This window comes from Flavobacterium sp. DSR2-3-3 (assembly GCF_049896585.1).
Lineage (GTDB): Bacteria > Bacteroidota > Bacteroidia > Flavobacteriales > Flavobacteriaceae > Flavobacterium.
The window spans coordinates 441424-462744 of record NZ_JAFCUP010000002.1 but is presented as its reverse complement, the minus strand read 5'-3'; the positions used below and the strand labels follow the sequence as shown (position 1 = coordinate 462744).

Sequence of the window (21321 nt, the reverse complement as noted above, 5' to 3'; positions counted from 1 at the left end):
CTAATAAGACTAGTTGGTTGCCCAAGCTTTTTGTCCAGGTTTGTAGTCTGCACTACCATCGTAGCGTCCCGGAACTGGAAGATATTCACGAGCCTGTGTGCAGCCTATTTCTGAAGAATAATACCCTAAAATTGTTAAATCTCTTGCAATCAAAAAGAAAGAAGGTGCTTTATTGGTAGCAATTGCCTCATCCCTTAATGAGGTCAATAGTTTTTGACGTTCTTCAACGGACATTGACAAAAAGTCTTTATTGAATTCTTTAGAACATTTATATTGCATTGCTTTTAATCCTGAGGCAAAAATTTCTTGCATATTTGCAGGATAACAATCTCTAATAATCATTGGAATAAAAGCACCGAGTCCTGCAGCTTTTGCTCCGGGCGAAGATGCTGTTGTCGGGATGATGATATCGGCGAATTCAGCCAAAATCTCTTCATCCGTTGCAGAAAAAGACACCTGATTTTTTTCTTTTTCGGGTAAAGTAAAACTTTCAAACAAAACGCCCATTGTAGTTGCTGAGATTGCGCCTCCCATCAAAAACGCAACGTTTTTAAGTGCTTCTCTTCTATTCATTTGTTAATTATTAAAGTTGTTGATTATTCTTAAATTATTATAACCTTACAATAATAAAGAAAAAAAAAACACCTTAATTTTATTTATGTTAAATTATTGAATAATTCCATATTTTTCAAATTATTAAGGGAAACACTTTAAAAAATTCATAAAAGTGTCGCTGGAATCTAAGATTTTAAATAAAAAATTATATTTCTTAAAGAAAAAAGGAAGAAAAACCGCTCTTAAAAATGAAATTAATATAATATTAGCGAGTATTTTACTATAAGATATTGTTGAACATTCGTTAAAATAATTTTCAATGCGTTAAAATGACATTATCGGTAAAAATAAGCATGTAAACAGTTAGAATTTTTTTTGCTAGATAATTAGTAAAAAAGGCTTCAATGATAAAAAATGAAAAGCTAATTAAAAACTTTAATCAATGTTAAAAAATGGAAATATTAAGATTCAATTTAAGTTTATCTTTCAAATAAACCAAGCGTACCACCAACCCAATCTTTGTCCTTGTTGAATTTTACGCCAATCATTTCACCTCGACTCAAACGCACCAAGTTGCAGCATAGAGTAGGAGCGATATCGTCTTTTTTCCAAACACAAAGTACACGTACTTCGGCTTTTACTTTTCCGTCTGGAGATTGCACAATTGGAATGTAATTTACCTTTTTTTGAAGAATATAAAGTTCTTTTTCAACAACGGATTCAATATCTTCCTTGGTTACATGGAAAATAACTCCTGTTCCTGAAAATGAAAAAAGCGGTTTTAGAACATAGTTTTCTAAATCCTGAGGTATTTCTTTTAAGTCACTTAGTAAAGTTGTGTCTATAAAATATTTCCCTTTCAATAAAGGTAAAATAAATTTACTGATTCTAAAAAACCAATTGGGATGACCCGCCCATTCCACATCTAAATCATCTGAGAAACTAAAATTAAGTTGTAAATCGGTTCTCAGATTTAATTCATCAAAAATAACCCGATTATAAATTCTTTTTATAAGAATTTCATCGCCTGCTAAATTTTTATAGAACAGTTGTTTGCCTTTTTTTATCAACTCCGTCACGCAAACAATTGGGATTCCAATATCTCTTTTGCAGTAATAAAAATCAATTTTGGTGTTTTGTTTTTCGGGTTCAATTTCAAGAAGAATAACATTTTCTTTTGGATGATTGTTGCAAATTGCTTCTTCTAAAATATCCAAATATTTCAGTTGTGTAATGTCAGTTATAAATGGAGTCAGTTCCTTAAGAATCGGATAGTGATTCTTGAACTTTTCATACACATTCACCTGATAATTGTACAAAGAAGGAAATCCTTGCACTTCAATCAGTTTAGGAATAATTTTTCCTTCTTCTTCACAAATGCCAAAATCGATCGCTAGAAAAGTAGTATGCTCGTCCTCATTTGGTACTTTTATGTTTAACTCTAATGATTTGTTAGTAAGTATCTTAAAGTCTTCGTTTTGAATAAAAGCTATAATTTCATTACAACCTTCAATCAATTGGGATTGCAACTCTTTTGAAATAAAAAAAGGGGTTTCCGCCAACCTGAAAGTAGGTAGGTAATTAAAATCGGAAGCAATATCATCTTTGAATTCCTGATATTTTTTTTCTGTAAATTGAGCATTAAATAACTCCCGATATTTTGAAATCATTTGCAAGGATTGTATTAATTAGAAAGCATTTTTTTTGTTTTCATCAAATCGTTAATTGCTATTCTGAGGAAATTTGGTATCAAGGTTTCATTAGTTCTGTAAATTTTATCATCATCTAATAAATCTTCCAGCATGTTTCTGAATTTCTTTTTCCCTTTCATTTTTTTGATTTTTTCCTTCGCTACTTTGTTTCTCATGTGAGCAACAAAGCTTATCGGATCCGCTTCAGGATGAAATTGAGTACCTACAAAGTAGTCTGTAAATCGAACCGCCATAATCGCGCGTTCGTATTGCACGTGATCCCTGATTTTTTCTAATGAAATAATCTTAGCTCCTTTTTTAGCAAAAATACTAAGTTTTGGTTGTACCACTTGATAATCCCTGGAATCAATGGCATAAAAAGGATCCGCCAAACCTTCAAATAAAGAATCTGTTTGGCCTTCTTTCGTTTTGTGCATGGTCATCACACCAAAAGAAGTATCATTTCTTTTGGTTATTGTGGCCAATCCAAAATGCAAACAAGCCATCTGAAACGAGTGACAAATAAACAAAACATGTTTTTTAACAGCGTTCTCCATATTCCATTTGTTCAAAGAATCAATAAATTGATAATATTTGACATCCCAATCTCCATCTCCAATTAATGGATTTCCTGGTCCTCCGGTTGAAATATAAATGTCGAATTTTTTTATTTCCGGCAAGTGACATTTTCCGCGAACATCAAATATTTCAAAACCGACGACGGGATCAAACCGATTGACAATATCAATAATACATCGCATTCCCTGATTAGGTTCTCCGTTGTACATATCCAAAAGCGCTATTTTTATGATTTTATTCGACATAACTGTTTTTAAAAATAATGCGCAAAGATAATTTATATTTTATAATCCCTTGGTAAATTGACCAGTTATAAAGTCCACCACTTTAGAAAGATCGCCAGCTTCTTCGAAAACAGCCAATTGTTTGTCCGCTCCAGTTCCGTTTTTCAAAATTTCATGAACATAATTAATATCGTCACGACTGCCTAATTCATCCACAACATCATCAATGAAATCAAGCAATTCCAGAATAAGCATTTTAGTCTCAACTTCTTTTTGCATGCCAAAATCAATCATATTATTCTCAATTCCGTAACGTGCTGCCCGGAATTTATTTTCTTTTATCAAAGCCAGTCTATAAACATTAAAACTAGTATTGTTCATATTCAATTTGTAGAGTTTGGCTACAATTGCCTGAATGATGGCAACGATACAAATAGTTTCATCGACGGTCAAGCACATGTCACAAATCCTGAATTCTATTGTGTTATAAAACGGATGCAAGCGTAAATCCCACCAAATTTTCTTTGGATTATCAATGCAATTTGTTTTTATCAAAGTATCTAAATAGTTCTCGTACGAACTTACTGAATCAAAATATTCCGGCAAACCTGTTCTGGGGAACTTATCAAATACTTTGGTTCTAAATGATTTATAACCTGTTTTTCTTCCTTCCCAAAAAGGTGAATTTGTCGAAAGTGCAAAGATGTGAGGGAGAAAATAGGTAGCCTGATTCATCAATTGCAAACCGATTTCACGATTTTCAATTCCTACATGGCAATGCATTCCAAAAATCAAATTAGAACGTGCAGCATCTTGCAGTTCATTAACAATATCGTGGTATCGCGGATCATCAGTTATCGGTTGATCCTGCCATTTTGAAAAAGGATGTGTTCCGGCACCACCAACAATAAGGTTTTGTTTCTCCGCTAATTCAACGATTTTAGAGCGTAAAAACCGAATCTCATTTTTGGCATCATTAACGCTATGACAAATATTAGTTCCTACTTCCACCACAGATTGGTGCATTTCGGCCTTCACCTGCTCGTTTAAAATTATTTTGGCACCATCCACAATTTTTGACAAATGCGACCGTAAATCTCTTGTATCAGGGTCAATTATTTGATATTCTTCTTCAACACCTAGTGTAAAAACTGGTAATTTTTTCATTATTTTATTTTTTTAGGAGCTAATTACTTCGTCAGTTCGCTTCGCTCGTGTCCCGCTTTCCGTTACAATCTTTACAGGCCTTAAAAGCAGGCCCACAAAGGATTTACACTTTAATCGGTGCTAGGGTATTTTGTAATTTATAAAATTTTATTTCCCAGCAACAGCATCTTTAATAAAAGTTCCCCATGTCAAGTTCATTTTTCCTGATTTTTGCTTTTTTGCGGCAGCAATAGCCATTTTCGAAGCCTCTTCAACCACCCATTCAAAGTTTTCAGCACCAACCGAAGTTAATTCGGCGTCAGGTGCGGGATTTCCAAAATCAATGGCGTAAGGAATACCGTCACGAACGGCAAATTCTACCGTATTAAAATCATATCCCAATCCTTTGCAAAGTCGTAAAGTATAATCTTTTATGGTTGCTAATAATTTTTTATCCACAAGCGGTCCATCGATTACATAGCGTAAATGATGCGGATTTCTTGGTTCATATTGCATTATTCGCACCGCTTTGCAACCCAAACAATAAACTCTGAAATATTCCGTAAAAACAATTTCTTCTTGAAGCATCATCACCAATTGTCCAGTTTCCTGATGCTTTTCCCAGAATTCCTCAATATTTTCCAATCGATACACATTTTTCCAGCCACCTCCAGCATACGGTTTCATGTATGCAGGAAATCCAATATAGTCAAAGATTCCTTCCCAGTCCATTGGATATTTTAGGTTTCGGAATGATTTTCCGGTCGTGTCCGTAGGATGTTCAGCCGAAGGAAGAATTACGGTTTTAGGTAAAGGTACGCCGAGCGTATCTGCCAAGGAGTTATTGAAAAATTTATCATCGGCGCTCCACCAAAACGGATTGTTAATTACATTTGCTCCTGTTAAAGCCGCATTTTTTAAATAGGCACGATAAAAAGGGACATCTTGCGAAATTCGGTCAATAATTACTGCGTATTCTCCGTCTTGATTTTGAACTACTTTATCAATAGCCACTGCTTCAGCAATAATTCCTTTTTCGTTTTTTGAATTGACACGATCAATAAATGCTTGAGGAAAGGTGTCTTCCATTCCAAATAAAATTCCAATTTTTTTCATTTTGATGTGTTTATAATTTTAAAAAAATTTAATTCTTGATAAATAATGCGGGAACATTTCTTTCCAAATCGGCCAGTCGTGTTTTTGTTCCTGACGAATATCTAACCAATGATGGATGTGTCTGTCGCTTAGTACTTTGCTTAATTTTAGATTGGCATCGAAACAAATGTCCCAATTAGAAGTTCCCAAAACAATGTCCATGTTCCATAATTCATAATCATCTAGACCGTATAAATAATCTTCCGGACTGTTATAAAATACATCGTCGTTGTGAAAACCATCCAAAAAACTCTTTATGTTAAAAGCGCCACTCATAGAAAAAAGATGACTTACATAACCTGGATGACGAAAAGCAAAATTTGCCGCATGATAGCCTCCAAAACTGCAACCAGCAACGGCAACTTTGCCTGAGGGCGTGTTGTTCTTTGCCTTTTCAACAATCTCGTGACAAATCATTTTATCGTATTTTACGTGATTTTCGATACGGTGAACAGGGTGTATATTTTTATTGTAAAAACTATCCTTGTCAATACTATCCGGACAAAATATTTGAATTAAACCTTGCTCAATGTACCATTTTGCAGATTCTATCAAACCCATATCTTTGTTTTCATGGTAACTTCCCATAGAAGTTGGAAATAAGATTACAGGATATCCAGCATGTCCAAAAACCAACATTTCAATATCTCTATTTAAATTTGGGGAATACCATCTGAAATATTCTTCCTTCATAAAATTATTTTTAACAATTATAATGAAAAAAACCATACCGATAGCAGATAAAAATGCGCTTACCTAATATTTATTATAAAAAAGATTAGAATTATTAAATTAGATATAAATGGTAATAATTAGATTAATAAGAAGGTGATTTTTAAATTATAAACAACAAATCAAGTCGTTTTAACATAATGTGTTTTTAAAATCTTAAGTCCTTCTATTCTGCATGACCATTTAATAATCAGTAAAATCAAAATGTTGGAATGGATTAATGAATTTCTGAACAAGGGAAACAAAAAATTTACTGTTTTTTTAGATTTAAAAAAGTTGAACTTGGCTTTTCAATCTTTCCACAAGCATATTCATCATTCTTTTGTTGGTATTGGAGGTGTTTTGTATGTAAATGGCATATTCATCAAAAGTGAATAATCCAATAACCATTCCCTTTAAAACATTTCGAAACTTGATGTCCTTACGGATTACATTTTCTATGACTGATTGTTTTTTATCAAGAGAATGATTGTGAAAATCAGCTTTATTTTTATTTATATAATTGATAAAGGAAGCTACAAATAAATCATTTTGTAGCTTTAAAATTGGTCGAAGTACTTCATTTTGAAATGATTCTTCAGTTGTAGATTGGGTGGTTACGGAACCAATAGTTTGTCCTCTAAATTCTTTTAAAAAAGTATCACGCTCGTTCATATTTTTTTTTCTAAAATTAAAAAAAATACGCATAGCAAAGGTAAAATTTTAGTTTTTTTAAAAGATTTATACATTTCATAACACAAAGTGGAGGGAACGAAGATCAGAGAAAATAAAATTTAAACAACGATTAAACTTTTAATTCATTTTCGGTGGCAGTTTCAAAAATTTCTAAGTCAAAATAACGCACTGATGCGATGATATGATCAAATATATCCGACATGATGTATTCGTAATTTTCAAAACGTTTGTCATGCGAAAAGGCGTAGACTTCAAGTGGAACTCCATGTGAGGTCGATTGCAATTGGCGACAAAGCATCAACATCTCTTGATTTAAGCCGGGATAATTAAATAAATATTCGGTTATGTATTTTCGAAATAAGCCTAAATTGGTCAAATTTCGTCCATTAATAGCAATAGATTTATCAGCTTTATTACTGGAGTTATATTCGTCTATTTCTAATTTTCGAGTGTCAATATAATCTGAAATAAGGTGTATTTTCTTTAAATCACTTAATTCTGTTTCTTCCAGAAATCGAATACTGCTAGTTTTAATAAGAATGTGTCTTTTGATCCGTCGGCCATCAGAATTCAACATTCCGCGCCAGTTTTGAAACGAATCGGAACTTAAACTGTAGGTAGGAATAGTGGTCGTAGTGTTGTCGAAATTTCGAACTTTCACTGTTGCCAGATTAATTTCTATTACATCTCCATCGGCACCAAATTTATCCATCGTAATCCAGTCGCCAATTCGAACCATGTCATTAATTGAGACTTGAACGCTCGAAACAAAACCTAAAATAGTGTCTCTGAAAATCAAGATAATTACCGCAGAAACCGCTCCCAAAATGGTTAACAACTCTTTTTGATTGATATCGAATAATTTGGAAATAATAACCGTAATCCCAACAGTCCATAGCACAATCATTATAACCTGAATGAAACTGTCAATTGGTTTATCGCTGTACCTTGGTTTTAGTTTTAAATAATCTCGTAAAGCATTAAAAATGGTTCGGATGATCCATAAAACCAACATTACAATATAAATTCCGACTAATTTTCCAAAAAGGCCTTCCCAATACACGTATTTGTCTAAAATAATTGGTACCGATTTATATATAAACAGCAGCGGAATTAAGTGCGCAATGTACTTGGCAGTTTTGTTTGTTACCAATAAATCATCAAATCTGGTTTTAGTTTTTTGGGCAATAACTGCCATAATGGTGACCAGGATAAGTCTAAAAACAACATAAATCGCGTATGCCAAGACACATAATATAACGATATTGAGCACTAGGCTTAAATAGGAAGCTAAACTGCTTCCTAATCCCCATTTTCGAAATACAGGATAAAGAAAATTGAATATTTTTTCTATGTATTTATACATTTTGTAAATATTTTTTATCTACGTAAAAAGTTCCAAAAGGAACTAAGGAACCCAAACATATAATTCCGAATTTTTTCCAATCCCAATTCTGTTCAAATTTCAGCATTATCGCTAAAATGATATAACTTACAAATAAAATTCCGTGAGCCATTCCTACTGGAAATAATAATGCCTTGTAAAAAGCAACATTTGTAGGTTTCACAACTAACATATTGGTAAATAAAGCCAAATAAGAAACTCCTTCAAGTAGTGCGATAATTTTAAAAATCTTTAGCATAAAAATAAATTTGAGGATAAAAGTAAAAAATTAGGTTAGGATAAAAAGTGCTTCTACTTTTATTTGTGTCAAAATTAGTTATTATCATTGATTTTCGGCGCATTGATTCTAAAAGTAAATTACTTTTGTAATCTTAAACTTTGGTAATGAGCAAACGCGATTTAAAAAAATACTTAGCTGAATTGAATAAAGAGCAACTCGAAGAGCAAATTCTCGAATTGTATGAAAAATTCAGTCCGGTAAAAGTCTATTATAATTTTGTTTTCAATCCAAAAGAAGAAACGCTTTTGCAGGAATGCAAACTCAAAATTTCAAATGAATATTTTCCTTTCAAAAAGGCGGGAAGACGCAGCAAACCTAAAATGAGACGCTCCGTTGCTCAAAAATATATCAAGCATTTTATCCTTTTAGGTGTTGATCCCTTTATAATTGCCGATGTAATGCTTTACAATATCGAAATTGCACAAACCTTTGCATCTGAAAATGTTATAAAACATGATTTGTTTTTCAAAAGTATGTTCAATTCTTTTGAGCAAGCCGTTATTTTCTTAATTGCAAACGGAATACTTAATGATTTTAAAACAAGAATAGCAGTCATTCATAACGAAACCATTATGCAAAAATGGTACAACGAACCAGAGTTCAATGCTATTATTGAGCGATTTGAGTACTGAAAGGTTGCATAATTCAATTTTATTTAATCAATCCTATTTTTTTTAATTAAAATTGATAACTAAACTGTTTTTTAGGTGTATTTTTGCAAAAATCCAACAATAAGCAATGTCGCAAAACACTTTAGAAATAGAAATCGAAGACAAAAAAGAACTTTATGCGTACCAAAAAGGCGACATTGACGCCATATTTGAGCGTATAGATAATGCACCTCCACAACACCATTTGTTATACCAATTGCCTACTGGCGGCGGGAAAACAGTAGTTTTTTCAGAAATAGTGCGACGTTACTTATCACAACACGATAAAAAAGTAGTTGTGTTGACACACCGCATTGAGTTGTGTAAGCAAACTTCAAAAATGTTGAAAGGTTTTGATGTGAAAAACAAAATTATCAACAGTAAAGTAAAAGAACTTCCGGACCAAAACGATTATTCTTGTTTTGTTGCAATGGTCGAAACTTTGAAAAACCGTATCAATGACGAAAAATTGCATTTAGATAATGTAGGATTGGTAATTATCGATGAGGCGCATTACAACTCCTTCCGAAAATTATTAAGCTCTTTCAAAAATGCATTCATATTAGGAGTTACAGCAACGCCTTTAAGTTCGAATATCAAGTTGCCAATGCATGAGAGCTACGATGAATTAATCGTAGGAGACACCATTAGTTCGTTGATTGAAAATGGATTTTTAGCAAAAGCAATCACGTACAGCTATGATGTGGGTTTGACCTCATTAAAAGTAGGTATCAATGGGGATTACACCGTAAAATCATCAGATGATTTATATACGAATATGGCCATGCAGGAAAAATTATTGCATGCTTACACGGAGAAATCTTTGGGTAAGAAAACCTTAATTTTCAATAATGGAATCAATACATCCTTATATGTATATGAAACTTTTAGAGAAGCCGGTTATGCGATTCGCCACTTGGATAACACCAGCAATAACGAAGAAAGAAAAGATATTTTACATTGGTTTAAGCATACGCCGGATGCAATTCTGACATCAGTTGGAATTCTTACCACCGGTTTTGATGAGCCTACTGTAGAAACTATCATATTAAATAGAGCGACAAAATCATTGACACTATACTATCAAATGATTGGTCGCGGTTCCAGAAAATTACCTAATAAAGATACTTTTAGCGTTATCGATTTGGGGAATAATGCAGCACGATTTGGATTGTGGAGTGAGCCGGTAAATTGGCAACACATCTTTAAATCACCGGAGTTTTATCTGGAAAATTTACGTGATGACACTGAAATCGAATTGTATTTTAAATACAGCATGCCGCCTGAAATACGAGCTAAATTTAGCAAAACAGAAGTGGTAACTTTTGATATCGATGAAGAACACAAACTCATCATCAAACAAAATTTACGTTCAAAAGAAGTATTGGAAAAATCATTGGAACAGCACGCTGCTATGTGTGTTAATAATTCTGAAACCTTACAAGAGGCGAAAGCATTAGGAAAATTGCTAGATGATGATATCGACTGCCGCATCAAGCGCTATTCTAAATGTTTGAGTCAATGCAGTAAAAATTACCGTGAGTGGCTTGTTGACGATTATAAATTAAAACTGGTATTGTTAACTGGGAAAAAATATCGGGAAAAAATCATGAACGAACCGGATGAAGATTAATATTTCTTTTTCTAGGAGCTAATCCCGCTATTCGTTGCAATCTTTCTGGTCATGAAATTGTTTCAGAATACTGAAACAATTTCATGACCAGAAAGGATTTTCACTGCTATCGGGGCTAAAAATTACGTTTACAAAAAAACTTTTTTATAAAATTATAAAATCCAAAAAAATGCCAAAACAATTCTCTGATTTAGGAATTTCAGCACCAATAATAAAAGCGATTACCGAATTGAAAATTGTTGTACCCACAGAAATTCAGCAAAAAACAATTCCGTTACTTTTATCAAATACTTCAGATTTGGTTGGACTTGCAAAAACCGGTACAGGAAAAACGGCTGCTTTTGGATTGCCTCTTTTACAATTAATTGATGTAAATTCACAGCTGGTTCAAGCAGTGATTTTAGTTCCAACTCGGGAATTAGGACATCAGATTTTTAGAAACCTAGAAGATTTTTCTAAATATTTACCCAATGTTTCCATTGCGGCAACTTGCGGCGGTATCCCAATAAAACCCCAAATAGAGCGACTTTCATTGCCTACACATATTGTTGTGGCAACACCCGGAAGATTGATTGATTTGATTCAGCGCAAAGCAATAAATTTAAAGGAAACCAAGTTCTTTGTGCTCGATGAAGCTGATGAAATGGTGACTATTTTAAAAGAAAGCTTAGATGAGATTGTGGCGGAGTTACCTGCAATTCATCATACTTTTTTATTCTCGGCAACCATGCCCGGAACTATCAAACAGTTAATTCAGAATTATTTGAATAAAAATGTGGTGCATGTTAGCGCCAATATGGAAACAATAGGAAATCAAGGAATTGATCATGAATATATTGTTGTTGATCCCATTGAAAAACTGGATGTTTTGATGCATTTCTTGAATTCTAAAGAAGGAGAGCGCGGAATTATCTTTTGCAAAACAAAAGCCGCTGTCAATAAATTAGCGAAAAATCTGGCAATAAATAGATTTTCATCAGGAGCATTGCACGGAAGTTTGTCTCAGGGAATAAGAGACAGAATCATGGAGCAATTCCGTGAAGGACATATCAACATATTGGTAGCGACAGATTTAGCGGCAAGAGGAATTGACGTAAAAGAAATCTCTTATGTGGTCAATTACCATTTACCCGACGCTTATGAAGCATACGTACACCGTAGCGGAAGAACGGCAAGAGCAGGAGCAAAGGGCCTTTCTCTAACGGTTTTGCAACAAGAAGAAGTAGGGGAAATTGCTGATTTCGAAAAAGAATTGGGAATAAAATTTACACAATTCAAAAAACCAACTGTTGCCAGTATCGAAGAAAATAATACGTTATTGTGGGCAAAGCAAATCTTCAAAACTAAACCCAATCATGATGTTGCTGCAGAATTAAAAGAAAAAATAAAAATTGTTTTTCATCATTTGACTAAAGATGAATTGATTGAAAAATTATTGGCAAATTATATGCTGCAAAACAAAAATGAACCTTTAGAAAAACCCGTTAAAAAACTTAAAAAGAATTAAATATTTCAAGTTTATTTACTATTTAATTTATTACAGCATTCATAAATAGTGTATATTTAGGGATGCTTTTTTAATTTATAGACTATAAAAACACGATATGGAAATTATAATAATCGGCGGTGGATTTGCAGGATTAAATCTTGCTAAAGAACTTTTAAATGAAAAAGGAATCAACGTAACACTTGTAGACAAAAATAATTACAATTTCTTTGCACCACTGATATATCAGGTCGCTACCGCTTTTTTAGAGCCTTCAAGCATTAGTTACCCTTTTAGAAAATTTTTTTCGGGCAAAAAAAATCTACAATTTCGTTTAGGAAACTTACTAAAAATAAACCCTTCAGAAAATAAAATCATTCTCAACAATGGAGAATTAAAATACGATTACTTGGTTTTTGCCACTGGTGCCGAAACGAGTTATTTTGGAATGGAAAACGTAAAAAAAAATGCTATTCCAATGAAAACGCTGAATGACGCAATCGTTATGCGTAATACACTCTTGAAGAATTTAGAAAAAGCTGCCATTTGTAAAGACATTCGTGAACGCAGAAAATTATTAACCATTGTAGTTGCCGGTGGTGGCCCAACTGGTGTTGAAGTTTCCGGTATGCTCGCCGAGATGAGAAAAAATATTTTGCTGAAAGAATATTCAGAATTAAGTACAACTGCAAGTAATATTTATCTTGTTGATGGCGCAAATGCCGTACTTTCTCCAATGAGTAAAGCTTCTCAGGAAGATACGCTTGAAGCGCTGACAAAATTAGGTGTTGTCGTGAAATTAAATACCACAGTGGTGGATTATATCGATGACACAGTATATTTTGCTAATGGCGAAACGATTCAAACTACAAATTTAATATGGGCCGCGGGAGTTTCTGCAAAAGTTTTCGAAGGAATTCCAATAGAAAGTTATGGTCGCGGAAAAAGAATGGCTACTGATGCTTATAATAAAGTAAATAGTACTGAAAACATCTATGCAATTGGCGATACTTGCATCCAACTTACAGATGCAGATTTCCCCAATGGTCATCCACAGGTGGCACAAGTTGCGATTCAACAAGGAATAAATTTGGCTAAGAACTTCAAACTAATGAGTCAAAAAAAACCATTAAAACCCTTTAAATATAATGACAAAGGATCAATGGCTATCATTGGAAAAAATAAGGCTGTGGTTGATATACCACATCCTAAAATGCATTTCAAAGGATTTTTTGCCTGGATAATATGGCTATTTATTCATCTCATTTCGTTGATAACTTACCGCAATAGAGTGAAAACATTTTTTAATTGGATGATTGCCTATTTTGCAAAAGACCAATCTTTGCGAATGATTATCAGACCTGATAAAAAAGTTAAAATAGAAGCAAAATAATACTAAAGCTAAAATTAATGAACTATTGCAATTCCTTCATCATGAGAAGTTGCAACAGTTTTTTTTATATTTCGTTTTCCAAGAATTAAAATAATTAAGGCTAAAATCGTTGAAACGGCCATAATTAAAACCATTGGCAACATCGAATTTTTCACAAAAACACCCACTGCAAAAGATGCTAAGGCGCCTAATCCTAACTGAATGGCTCCCATTAATGCCGACGCACTTCCCGCATTTCTTGAAAAAGGAGCAAGCGTAAGTCCTGCTGTATTAGGATTTAAAATTCCTAAACAAGCCAAGAATAAAAATAGCATTGCAATAGTTTGATACAAATTTAAAAGATCATTCATTGCCAAAACAACGAATAAAATGCTAATGAAAGATTGTGAAATTAATGCCCCTAAAATCATTTGTTCACTTGTGAATTTTCTTAACAAAAATGAATTTAATTGGCTGGCACCAATAAAACTTAAAGACATAAAAGCAAATATCCAACCGTACGTTTTTCCGCTAACTTTAAAAATGTCCATAAATAAAATAGGGGAGGCCGCTACATAAGTAAACAATCCTGAGAAAGCTATTGCTCCTGCAAATGCATAGGTATAAAACTGAGGCTCTTTTAGAATAATGATAAAATTAGTAATAATTGGTTTTGGTTTTAATGAAATTGAGGTATCTGGTTTAAAAGTATTTGGCAAGCCGATTTGCGCAGCCAAAAGAATCAAAATACCCATACACATTAATATAAAAAACACGGTATGCCAGCCATAATCTTCGGTAACGTAACCACCGATAGTTGGTGCTAGCATTGGCGAAAGTCCAACAACCAACATCAATAATGAAAATACTTTTGGAATATCTTTCACAGGAAATAAATCTCGAACCATGGAAACCGATGCTACGGTTGCAGCACAGCTGCCGACAGCCTGAATGAATCGTAAACCAATAAAAGTATTTATATCAGTAACGAAAACGCAACCTAGAGAAGCTAAAATGTAAACGATTAGTCCGATAAAAAGAGGTTTTTTTCGACCAAAACGATCTAATAAAGGTCCATAAAGCAATTGTCCTGCGGAAATTCCAATAAAATAACTGGACAAGGTCATGGAAACATTAGCTACGGATGTATTCAAATCCTTGGCAATTCCGGCAAAACCAGGCAAATACATATCAATCGAAAATGGTCCAAGCGCAGTTAGTGAACCTAAAATTAGAATTAATTGGAAATATTTAGTTTTTGTCATTATGAGATCAATCATCAAATTTTTTTAATTTTTGCAAAGGTAAATATTTAAAGGGCGATTCAAATGGTAGATTTAATAAATTTGATTTATCGCAAAAACTGAAAACATAAATAAAAGCACTTAATTCTTTATTAATAACATAATTCCGGACAAAAACAAAAGTCCTAACATAATTCGCTTCAAGATAAATTCATTTAATTTTAAATACACCTTATTACCTAATAATAAAGCTACTATGAAAAAAGGTAAAACAAAAATTGCATTATAAAATTGACTTAATGACAAAATACCTTCAAAGGCAAGGATAGGAATTCGCATTAATGTTATTAAACCTAAAACACCAAACATGGTGGCACGTAAAGTCTTGATATTCGAGGTTTCACTTTTTATAATTATCAAATACAAAGGCCCTCCAGTTGAAAAAAGACCTGAAAAAAAACCTCCTAGAAAACCAAAAAAGTATTTCATTTTTGAGATTAAATGGATTTCTTTTTTTTCTTTTAAACTATTTAATGCGTACAAAATTATAAACAAACCCAATGCTTTTTTTAAAAATATAGGTTGTGCGTATACTAAAACAATAATTCCAATTATTAGTCCAAAAAATGATGATGGGGCCAATTTTATTAGAAGTTGTTTGTCAATGTATTTCCACTCTTTATAAATATAAATAGGAGTTGAAATAAAATAAAAAATAGATAAATAACCAATTGCATCCGACAATGGCATCACAAAGAGTAAAAAAGGTAAGGCAATTAAAGCACCGGCGAATCCGGTAATGGTTTGAACAAAAAAGCCAAGAAAAATACCAATAGTAAGAAGTAATAACATCATATCCATAATGCAAAATTAGATCAACGATTAGTTAAACTAAAATTTATTAAACGGATTTAATGTCCGTTTACAATAATTTAAATGTAATTTAGCCAATTTAAAAGCTTTATTTATGGTCGATGCACTTGATTTAAAAATAATAGAAAGTCTTAAAGTTAATTCTAGAACTTCATTTGTAGATATTGGCAAACATATAGGGCTTTCACCTTCGTCAGTTAGAGAACGTATTCAAAAACTAGAAGATAGCGGTGTTATCGAAGGTTATAAGATTCAACTAAACAATAAAAAACTTGGCTTTGGCTTAGAAGTTTTTATAATGTTTAAATTATTTAGTACAAAACTCTACATTTTTTGTGAAGATTTAAATCAATTTCCGGAAATATATGAAGCTTATAGAATTACTGGTACACATAATATTTTTATGAAAGTAGTTTTAATTGATCAACTGCATCTGCAACAATTTATAGACCGACTTTTAGTTTATGGCGAGCCCACAACACATTTGATTTTATCAAATTTAAAAGATTTGTAGTTTTTCGGTAGCGTTGCGTTAATAACTTATTTAATATTTATATGAAATAAAATGATCTATAATTTATATTATGTAAAATAGAATTCAGCACTTTTCAGATTTTCTAGTACCCAACTTCACTTTGATTTATGATTTACGACTTAAAATCAAAATATAACATGAATCAAAAACCAGTAAGTGTCAACTTCTAAAATTATTAAATATTTTAATTTAAAAAAATATGATACATGCCAATTTTAAAGGATTAATATTTAAAAAATTAGCTATCTCGTAAAAACCAAATTATTGCCTTCCGATAAGTTTTGATCAAATTGATAACCATCGTAATTGAAACCTTTTAAATCCTCTATCGTTTTAACATCGGTATCAATAATGTAGCGCACCATCATTCCCCTAGCCTTTTTGGCAAAAAAACTGATGACTTTTAGTTTTCCGTTTTTGTAATCTTTAAATTCTGGCGTGATTACAGGAACTTTTAACGCCTTGACATCTATTGCTGAAAAATATTCATTACTGGCTAAATTGATAAACAATTCGTCTTCTTTAAGCTCTTTATTTAAAGCCTTTGTAACGGCCGGTTTCCAAAATTCATACAAGTTTTTGCTTTCGCCAATTGGTAATTTGGTTCCCATTTCCAGTCGATACGCCTGAATCAAATCCAACGGTTTCAGTATTCCATACAAACCAGATAGTATTCTCAAACGATCCTGTAAAGCTTCTATTTTTTTTTCTGGAATCGAATAAGCACCTAATCCAACGTAAACATCTCCATCAAAAGTATATATTGCCGGACGTGCATTTAAAGTCGTAAACGGTGTTTTCCATTCTTGATTTCGCTTCCAATTCAAATCAGCAAGTTTATCTGAAATACTCATTAAATCCGATAAATCAGCAGGCTTTTTCTCTTTTAAAACTTTTTGAATCTGTCTCGATTCTTTTAAGAACAAAGGTTCGGTGTGCAATTGAGTGGGTAACTGTTTGTCAAAATTTAACGACTTGGCTGGCGATATTACAATTTTCATACACAATACTCTTTCGAGCTCTTTTTATTAATTGAACCAAAAGTACTAATTGAAATCAAGAAATCAAGAATCTTTAAATTGATTTGTTTAATAGTGCAATAGATAATGAAAATTGTTCGCCAATTTAATTATTTTTGAGTTGTAAAATACCAATAAATAATTATGAACACGATTGAAATTAGGAAGTCAACAGTATCAGATTTGGAAACAATTCAAAATATAAGTATCCATACTTTTAAAGAGACTTTTGCCGCTGTAAATACGCCTGAAAACATTGCCAATTATGTAAAAGAAAATTTCAATATGGAACAATTAACAACGGAATTAAACAATGATAATTCTCAGTTTTATGTAGCCTATTCAAATGCAGAAGCAGTGGGATATCTGAAAATAAACTTTGGCGATGCCCAAACGGAATCTATTAACGAAAATGCTTTAGAAGTGCAACGGATTTATGTTCTGCAAAATTTTCATGGAAAAAATATCGGACAGCTTTTGCTTGACAAGGTAAAAAAAATCGCAAAAAGTTCTGGCGTTGATTCTGTTTGGCTCGGTGTGTGGGAAGAAAATCACAGAGCACTCCGATTTTATACTAAAAATGGGTTTGTTGTATTTGACAAACACGTTTTTATAATGGGTAATGACGAGCAAACTGATTTATTGATGCAATTTCGATTACAGTGAACAATGATTAAATTTTAAATTGTAAGGTACAGAAGCAATTCTAAAACCCAATTTGGCTTATTTTTGTACCAAATATTATCAAAAACTATGAAACATGATGTAATTATTGTGGGAGCGGGATTAGCGGGATTAGCTGCGGCTGTTCATTTGCATCGTCAAGGTCGAAAAGTTCTCCTTTTGGAGGCTAGTGATCGCGCTGGCGGAAGAATAAAAACCGATTCACATGAAGGCTATCTTTTCGACAGAGGTTTCCAAGTCCTTTTGACAGCATATCCTGAGACAAGAGCTCTACTTAATTATGATGATTTACAACTAAAAAAAATGTTACCCGGAGCAACCGTGCTTTATGACGGAGGCAGTTTTGAAATTGCAGATCCATTCCGAAGACCATCTGCTGCACTTGCAACACTTTTTGCGCCCGTTGGCACTCTAAAAGACAAAATCAATACTCTTTGGTTAAAAAATAAACTGCAAAAATTAACGATTGACGAAATTTTCGAACAACCTGAACAAACGACTCGCAAGCAACTGGCGGATTATGGTTTTAGCCCAAAAATGATTCAACGCTTTTACGCTCCTTTTCTTTCCGGTATCTTTTTGGAAAATGAATTGAAAACTTCCCGTAGAATGTTCGATTTTGTAATGAAAATGTTTTCAGATGGTGATGTCGCGGTTCCTGCTTTAGGAATGGAAGAAATACCCAAACAATTAGTCGCTATGCTTCCAGAAGGCTGTATTCAATGCCATACCAAAGTGACAGCTATTGATGGAAATAAGATAACTATTGAAGATGGAACTGTTTTTGAAGCCAACCAAATCCTTTTGGCTACGACCGCCAATGCCTTGACCCAAAAATACTTTCCGAAGCAAAAAATGACTTCGCATCAGGTAACCAATATTTATTTTGAAGCCATTGAAGCGCCTACTAAAAAAGCGGTCGTTATTTTAAATGCTTCAACTCAGAAAAAATGGGTGAATAATTTGACTGTAATCTCAAATGTTTCCAGAGCGTATGCGCCAAAAGGGAAAGTGCTTATTTCCGTTTCCTACAATGGAATCCCAACTGTTGATGACGCGACTTTAACTGAAAACATGAAGCAAGAGTTGAAACAATGGTACGGTGAAAAAGTAAATTCGTGGAAAATGCTAAAGGCGTATCGCATTGAATATGCATTGCCAACTCAAGAAAGTGTACGAAATGAAATCGCTGTCTCTGAAATAAAAATCTCGGATACGCTATTTATTTGCGGAGACAACTTGCTAAATGGTTCTATCAATGCCGCTCTACAAACGGGACGATTAGCTGCCGAAGCGATGAAAATATAGTTTGTTATTTTAGGATAAAAGTCTGCCAAGTTATAGCATTCAACTAATTCGCCACGAATTACACCAATCACCACGAATTAATTTGCGGGGATTTGTGAGATTCTTGGTATAGTTTTTTAATTATTATTCAATCCATGAACTGATACAATTGGAAGTTCCAGAACTAAACTTTTATTACGCTTATTGAAATTAAAGTCGATCAATCACTAATTTATACGTTGGATCTTCCATAATATTTACATCAATGATGGCTTCTGCATTTTTAAGTAACGTTATACAATCGCTACTCAAATGGCGTAAATGTACTTTTTTACCTTGCTTGTGATAACGATTTGTAATAACATTCAATGCTTCAATTGCTGACATATCAGAAACTCGACTTTCCTTAAAATCGATGATAACTTCATTTGGATCATTTAACACGTCAAACTTTTCAGTAAAAGCAGTCGTAGATGCAAAAAATAAAGGCCCGTATATTTCATAATGCTTCACCCCGTTTTCATCAATAAATTTTCTTGCGCGAATTCGTTTAGCACTTTCCCACGAAAAAACCAAAGCTGAAATAATTACGCCTATCAAAACAGCCAAAGCAAGATTATGCAATAAAACAGTAATTAAAGCAACTAAAATCACAAGAAAAACATCGTTTTTGGGCATTTTATTAAATATTTTCAAACTCGCCCATTCAAAAGTTCCTATGGCAACCATAATCATCACGCCAACCAAAGCAGCCATAGGTAATAGTTCAATTACCGGAGCACCAAATAAAATAATTATTAGAATTGTTAATGAAGCAACAATACCAGATAAACGGGCTCTAGATCCTGCTGATAAGTTAACCAATGTTTGTGCTATCATTGGGCAACCTCCCATTCCAAAGAAAAAGCCATTCAAAATATTAGAACTCCCTTGTGCAATACATTCTCTATTTCCATTACCACGAGTCTCAGTGATTTCATCGACTAAATTCAAGGTCAGTAAGCCTTCGGTCAATCCGACTGCAGCCATAATTAAGGCATAAGGAAAAATTATTTTTAAAGTCTCTAATGTAAGTGGAATATTCGGAATGTGAAATGGAGGAAAACCACCACTTACAGAGGCAATATCTTTCACGGTTTTTGTTTCTATTCCTAATAAAAAAACCAACAAGAATACAACTACAATGGCTACTAACGATGATGGGATTGCTTTTGTTAATTTTGGCAGAAATACAACAATTCCAATAGTTAAAGCAACCAAACCTGCCATAATCAGCATTGGAGTTCCTGTAAGCCATGTGATTTCTCCATTGACCACCATTTTAAATTGTTCCAATTGAGACATAAATATAATGATTGCCAATCCATTGACAAAACCAAACATTACGGGATGAGGCACTAATCTGATAAATTTGCCTAATTTAAAAACGCCCACTAAAATTTGTAAAATACCTGCTAAAGCAACCGCTGCAAAAACATATTCTAGACCATTTGACTTCATTAAGGCAATTAAAACAATTACCGTTGCTCCTGCTCCTCCTGATATCATTCCGGGTCTGCCTCCAAATACTGCCGTAATAAAACCAGCTATAAAAGAAGCGTACAGTCCCATTAACGGTGGAAAACCTGCGAGAATAGCAAATGATAGGGATTCCGGAATCATCGTCATAGCAACTGTCAAACCAGCTAAAATTTCTGTTTTGTAATTTACCTTTTGTGATAAATCAAATAAATTAAATACTTTTTTCATAAAAAAATTCAAATAGGATGTGTGATTCAATTTCAGTTGCTGAAATCATATCTAAAAAAATTAATAAAATGCTTTAGGAATTATCTTTAAATTTAAAAAATCTAAAAAAATAGTCGTGGTAACGGTACTAAAATAAATACTGCTACTGCTCATAAAATGTATTGATTAGACATTTCCATATGTAGAAAGCGTCTTCAAAAAATTGAATGCAAATTTTTAAGTGATATCCTTCGATTTAAAGACTATAAATCAAGGCGGAGTAACGGAGATAAAATGAATACTGTTTTCCATAAATAAGGTGCAAAAATAAAACTTTTTTATTGCTATACCAAATAGAAAACGAAATT

At 33.0% G+C, this 21321-nt stretch carries 20 protein-coding genes; 7 read left to right on the top strand and 13 right to left on the bottom strand.

Features of this window, described 5'->3' with window-relative positions; all coding sequences use genetic code 11:
* Positions 1–9: 9 nt before the first annotated feature.
* From ACP7AQ_RS04740 to ACP7AQ_RS04700, 9 genes are all read right to left on the bottom strand, one after another.
* The gene (locus ACP7AQ_RS04740) at positions 10–573 is read right to left on the bottom strand and encodes a gluconate 2-dehydrogenase subunit 3 family protein (RefSeq protein ID WP_426063738.1); all 564 of its coding nucleotides are present in this window, start codon (positions 571–573) and stop codon (positions 10–12) included.
* Positions 574–1034: 461 nt separating this feature from the next.
* Entirely contained in the window at positions 1035–2225 is a 1191-nt protein-coding gene (locus ACP7AQ_RS04735; RefSeq protein WP_426094588.1) for a hypothetical protein, read from the bottom strand.
* Positions 2226–2239: 14 nt separating this feature from the next.
* Entirely contained in the window at positions 2240–3070 is an 831-nt protein-coding gene (locus ACP7AQ_RS04730) for a type 1 glutamine amidotransferase (protein WP_426094587.1), read from the bottom strand.
* A 39-nt stretch (positions 3071–3109) separates the two neighbouring features.
* Complete coding sequence (locus ACP7AQ_RS04725; protein ID WP_426094586.1) at positions 3110–4216, bottom strand: carboxylate-amine ligase; 1107 nt, start codon at positions 4214–4216, stop codon at positions 3110–3112.
* 147 nt (positions 4217–4363) lie between these two features.
* A complete protein-coding gene (locus ACP7AQ_RS04720) occupies positions 4364–5311 on the bottom strand; it encodes an ATP-grasp domain-containing protein (protein WP_426094585.1) in 948 nt (315 codons plus the stop codon).
* An 18-nt stretch (positions 5312–5329) separates the two neighbouring features.
* On the bottom strand, positions 5330–6043 hold the full coding sequence (locus ACP7AQ_RS04715; RefSeq protein WP_426094584.1) for an esterase family protein: 714 nt from the start codon (positions 6041–6043) through the stop codon (positions 5330–5332).
* A gap of 306 nt (positions 6044–6349) precedes the next feature.
* Complete coding sequence (locus ACP7AQ_RS04710; protein WP_426094583.1) at positions 6350–6736, bottom strand: glyoxalase; 387 nt, start codon at positions 6734–6736, stop codon at positions 6350–6352.
* A 130-nt stretch (positions 6737–6866) separates the two neighbouring features.
* Positions 6867–8123, bottom strand: a complete 1257-nt coding sequence (locus ACP7AQ_RS04705) for a mechanosensitive ion channel family protein (protein ID WP_426094582.1) — start codon at positions 8121–8123, stop codon at positions 6867–6869.
* Entirely contained in the window at positions 8116–8400 is a 285-nt protein-coding gene (locus ACP7AQ_RS04700; protein ID WP_426091204.1) for a DUF3817 domain-containing protein, read from the bottom strand. Before ACP7AQ_RS04700 ends, ACP7AQ_RS04705 begins: the two co-directional genes overlap by 8 nt.
* Before the next feature lie 146 nt (positions 8401–8546).
* Between ACP7AQ_RS04700 and ACP7AQ_RS04695 the strand changes: the two genes are divergently transcribed.
* The 4 genes from ACP7AQ_RS04695 to ACP7AQ_RS04680 all read left to right on the top strand — a co-directional run bounded on the left by ACP7AQ_RS04695 (position 8547) and on the right by ACP7AQ_RS04680 (position 13604).
* Positions 8547–9074 (top strand): DUF6155 family protein, encoded by a 528-nt coding sequence (locus tag ACP7AQ_RS04695; RefSeq protein ID WP_426063747.1) that lies wholly within the window; start codon positions 8547–8549, stop codon positions 9072–9074.
* Positions 9075–9180: 106 nt separating this feature from the next.
* Positions 9181–10725, top strand: coding sequence for a DEAD/DEAH box helicase (locus ACP7AQ_RS04690; protein WP_426063748.1), 1545 nt, complete (start codon positions 9181–9183; stop codon positions 10723–10725).
* 169 nt (positions 10726–10894) lie between these two features.
* Positions 10895–12232, top strand: coding sequence for a DEAD/DEAH box helicase (locus ACP7AQ_RS04685; RefSeq protein ID WP_426094581.1), 1338 nt, complete (start codon positions 10895–10897; stop codon positions 12230–12232).
* A 97-nt stretch (positions 12233–12329) separates the two neighbouring features.
* Entirely contained in the window at positions 12330–13604 is a 1275-nt protein-coding gene (locus ACP7AQ_RS04680) for an NAD(P)/FAD-dependent oxidoreductase (RefSeq protein ID WP_426094580.1), read from the top strand.
* Between the two features lie 14 nt (positions 13605–13618).
* Here ACP7AQ_RS04680 and ACP7AQ_RS04675 read toward each other — a convergent pair whose 3' ends face one another.
* Together ACP7AQ_RS04675 and ACP7AQ_RS04670 are read right to left on the bottom strand one after the other, a co-directional pair.
* Positions 13619–14848, bottom strand: coding sequence for a multidrug effflux MFS transporter (locus ACP7AQ_RS04675; protein WP_426094627.1), 1230 nt, complete (start codon positions 14846–14848; stop codon positions 13619–13621).
* Positions 14849–14968: 120 nt separating this feature from the next.
* Positions 14969–15682 carry a TSUP family transporter gene (locus ACP7AQ_RS04670; RefSeq protein ID WP_426094579.1) on the bottom strand — a complete coding sequence of 238 codons (714 nt, stop codon included), beginning with the start codon at positions 15680–15682 and terminating at the stop codon, positions 14969–14971.
* 112 nt (positions 15683–15794) lie between these two features.
* Here ACP7AQ_RS04670 and ACP7AQ_RS04665 point away from each other — a divergent pair, with 112 nt between their 5' ends.
* Positions 15795–16214 (top strand): Lrp/AsnC family transcriptional regulator, encoded by a 420-nt coding sequence (locus tag ACP7AQ_RS04665; RefSeq protein ID WP_426063752.1) that lies wholly within the window; start codon positions 15795–15797, stop codon positions 16212–16214.
* A 263-nt stretch (positions 16215–16477) separates the two neighbouring features.
* Here the strand turns inward: ACP7AQ_RS04665 and yaaA are convergent, their stop codons facing one another.
* Positions 16478–17236 (bottom strand): peroxide stress protein YaaA, encoded by a 759-nt coding sequence (gene yaaA, locus ACP7AQ_RS04660; protein ID WP_426094578.1) that lies wholly within the window; start codon positions 17234–17236, stop codon positions 16478–16480.
* 162 nt (positions 17237–17398) lie between these two features.
* Between yaaA and ACP7AQ_RS04655 the strand changes: the two genes are divergently transcribed.
* Both ACP7AQ_RS04655 and ACP7AQ_RS04650 read left to right on the top strand, forming a co-directional pair.
* The gene (locus ACP7AQ_RS04655) at positions 17399–17920 is read left to right on the top strand and encodes a GNAT family N-acetyltransferase (protein WP_426094577.1); all 522 of its coding nucleotides are present in this window, start codon (positions 17399–17401) and stop codon (positions 17918–17920) included.
* Between the two features lie 63 nt (positions 17921–17983).
* Complete coding sequence (locus ACP7AQ_RS04650; RefSeq protein ID WP_426094576.1) at positions 17984–19246, top strand: NAD(P)/FAD-dependent oxidoreductase; 1263 nt, start codon at positions 17984–17986, stop codon at positions 19244–19246.
* Positions 19247–19435: 189 nt separating this feature from the next.
* On the opposite strand, the gene ACP7AQ_RS04645 is transcribed toward ACP7AQ_RS04650, so the two are convergent.
* A complete protein-coding gene (locus ACP7AQ_RS04645) occupies positions 19436–20974 on the bottom strand; it encodes a SulP family inorganic anion transporter (protein WP_426091213.1) in 1539 nt (512 codons plus the stop codon).
* Between the last annotated feature and the right edge of the window lie 347 nt (positions 20975–21321).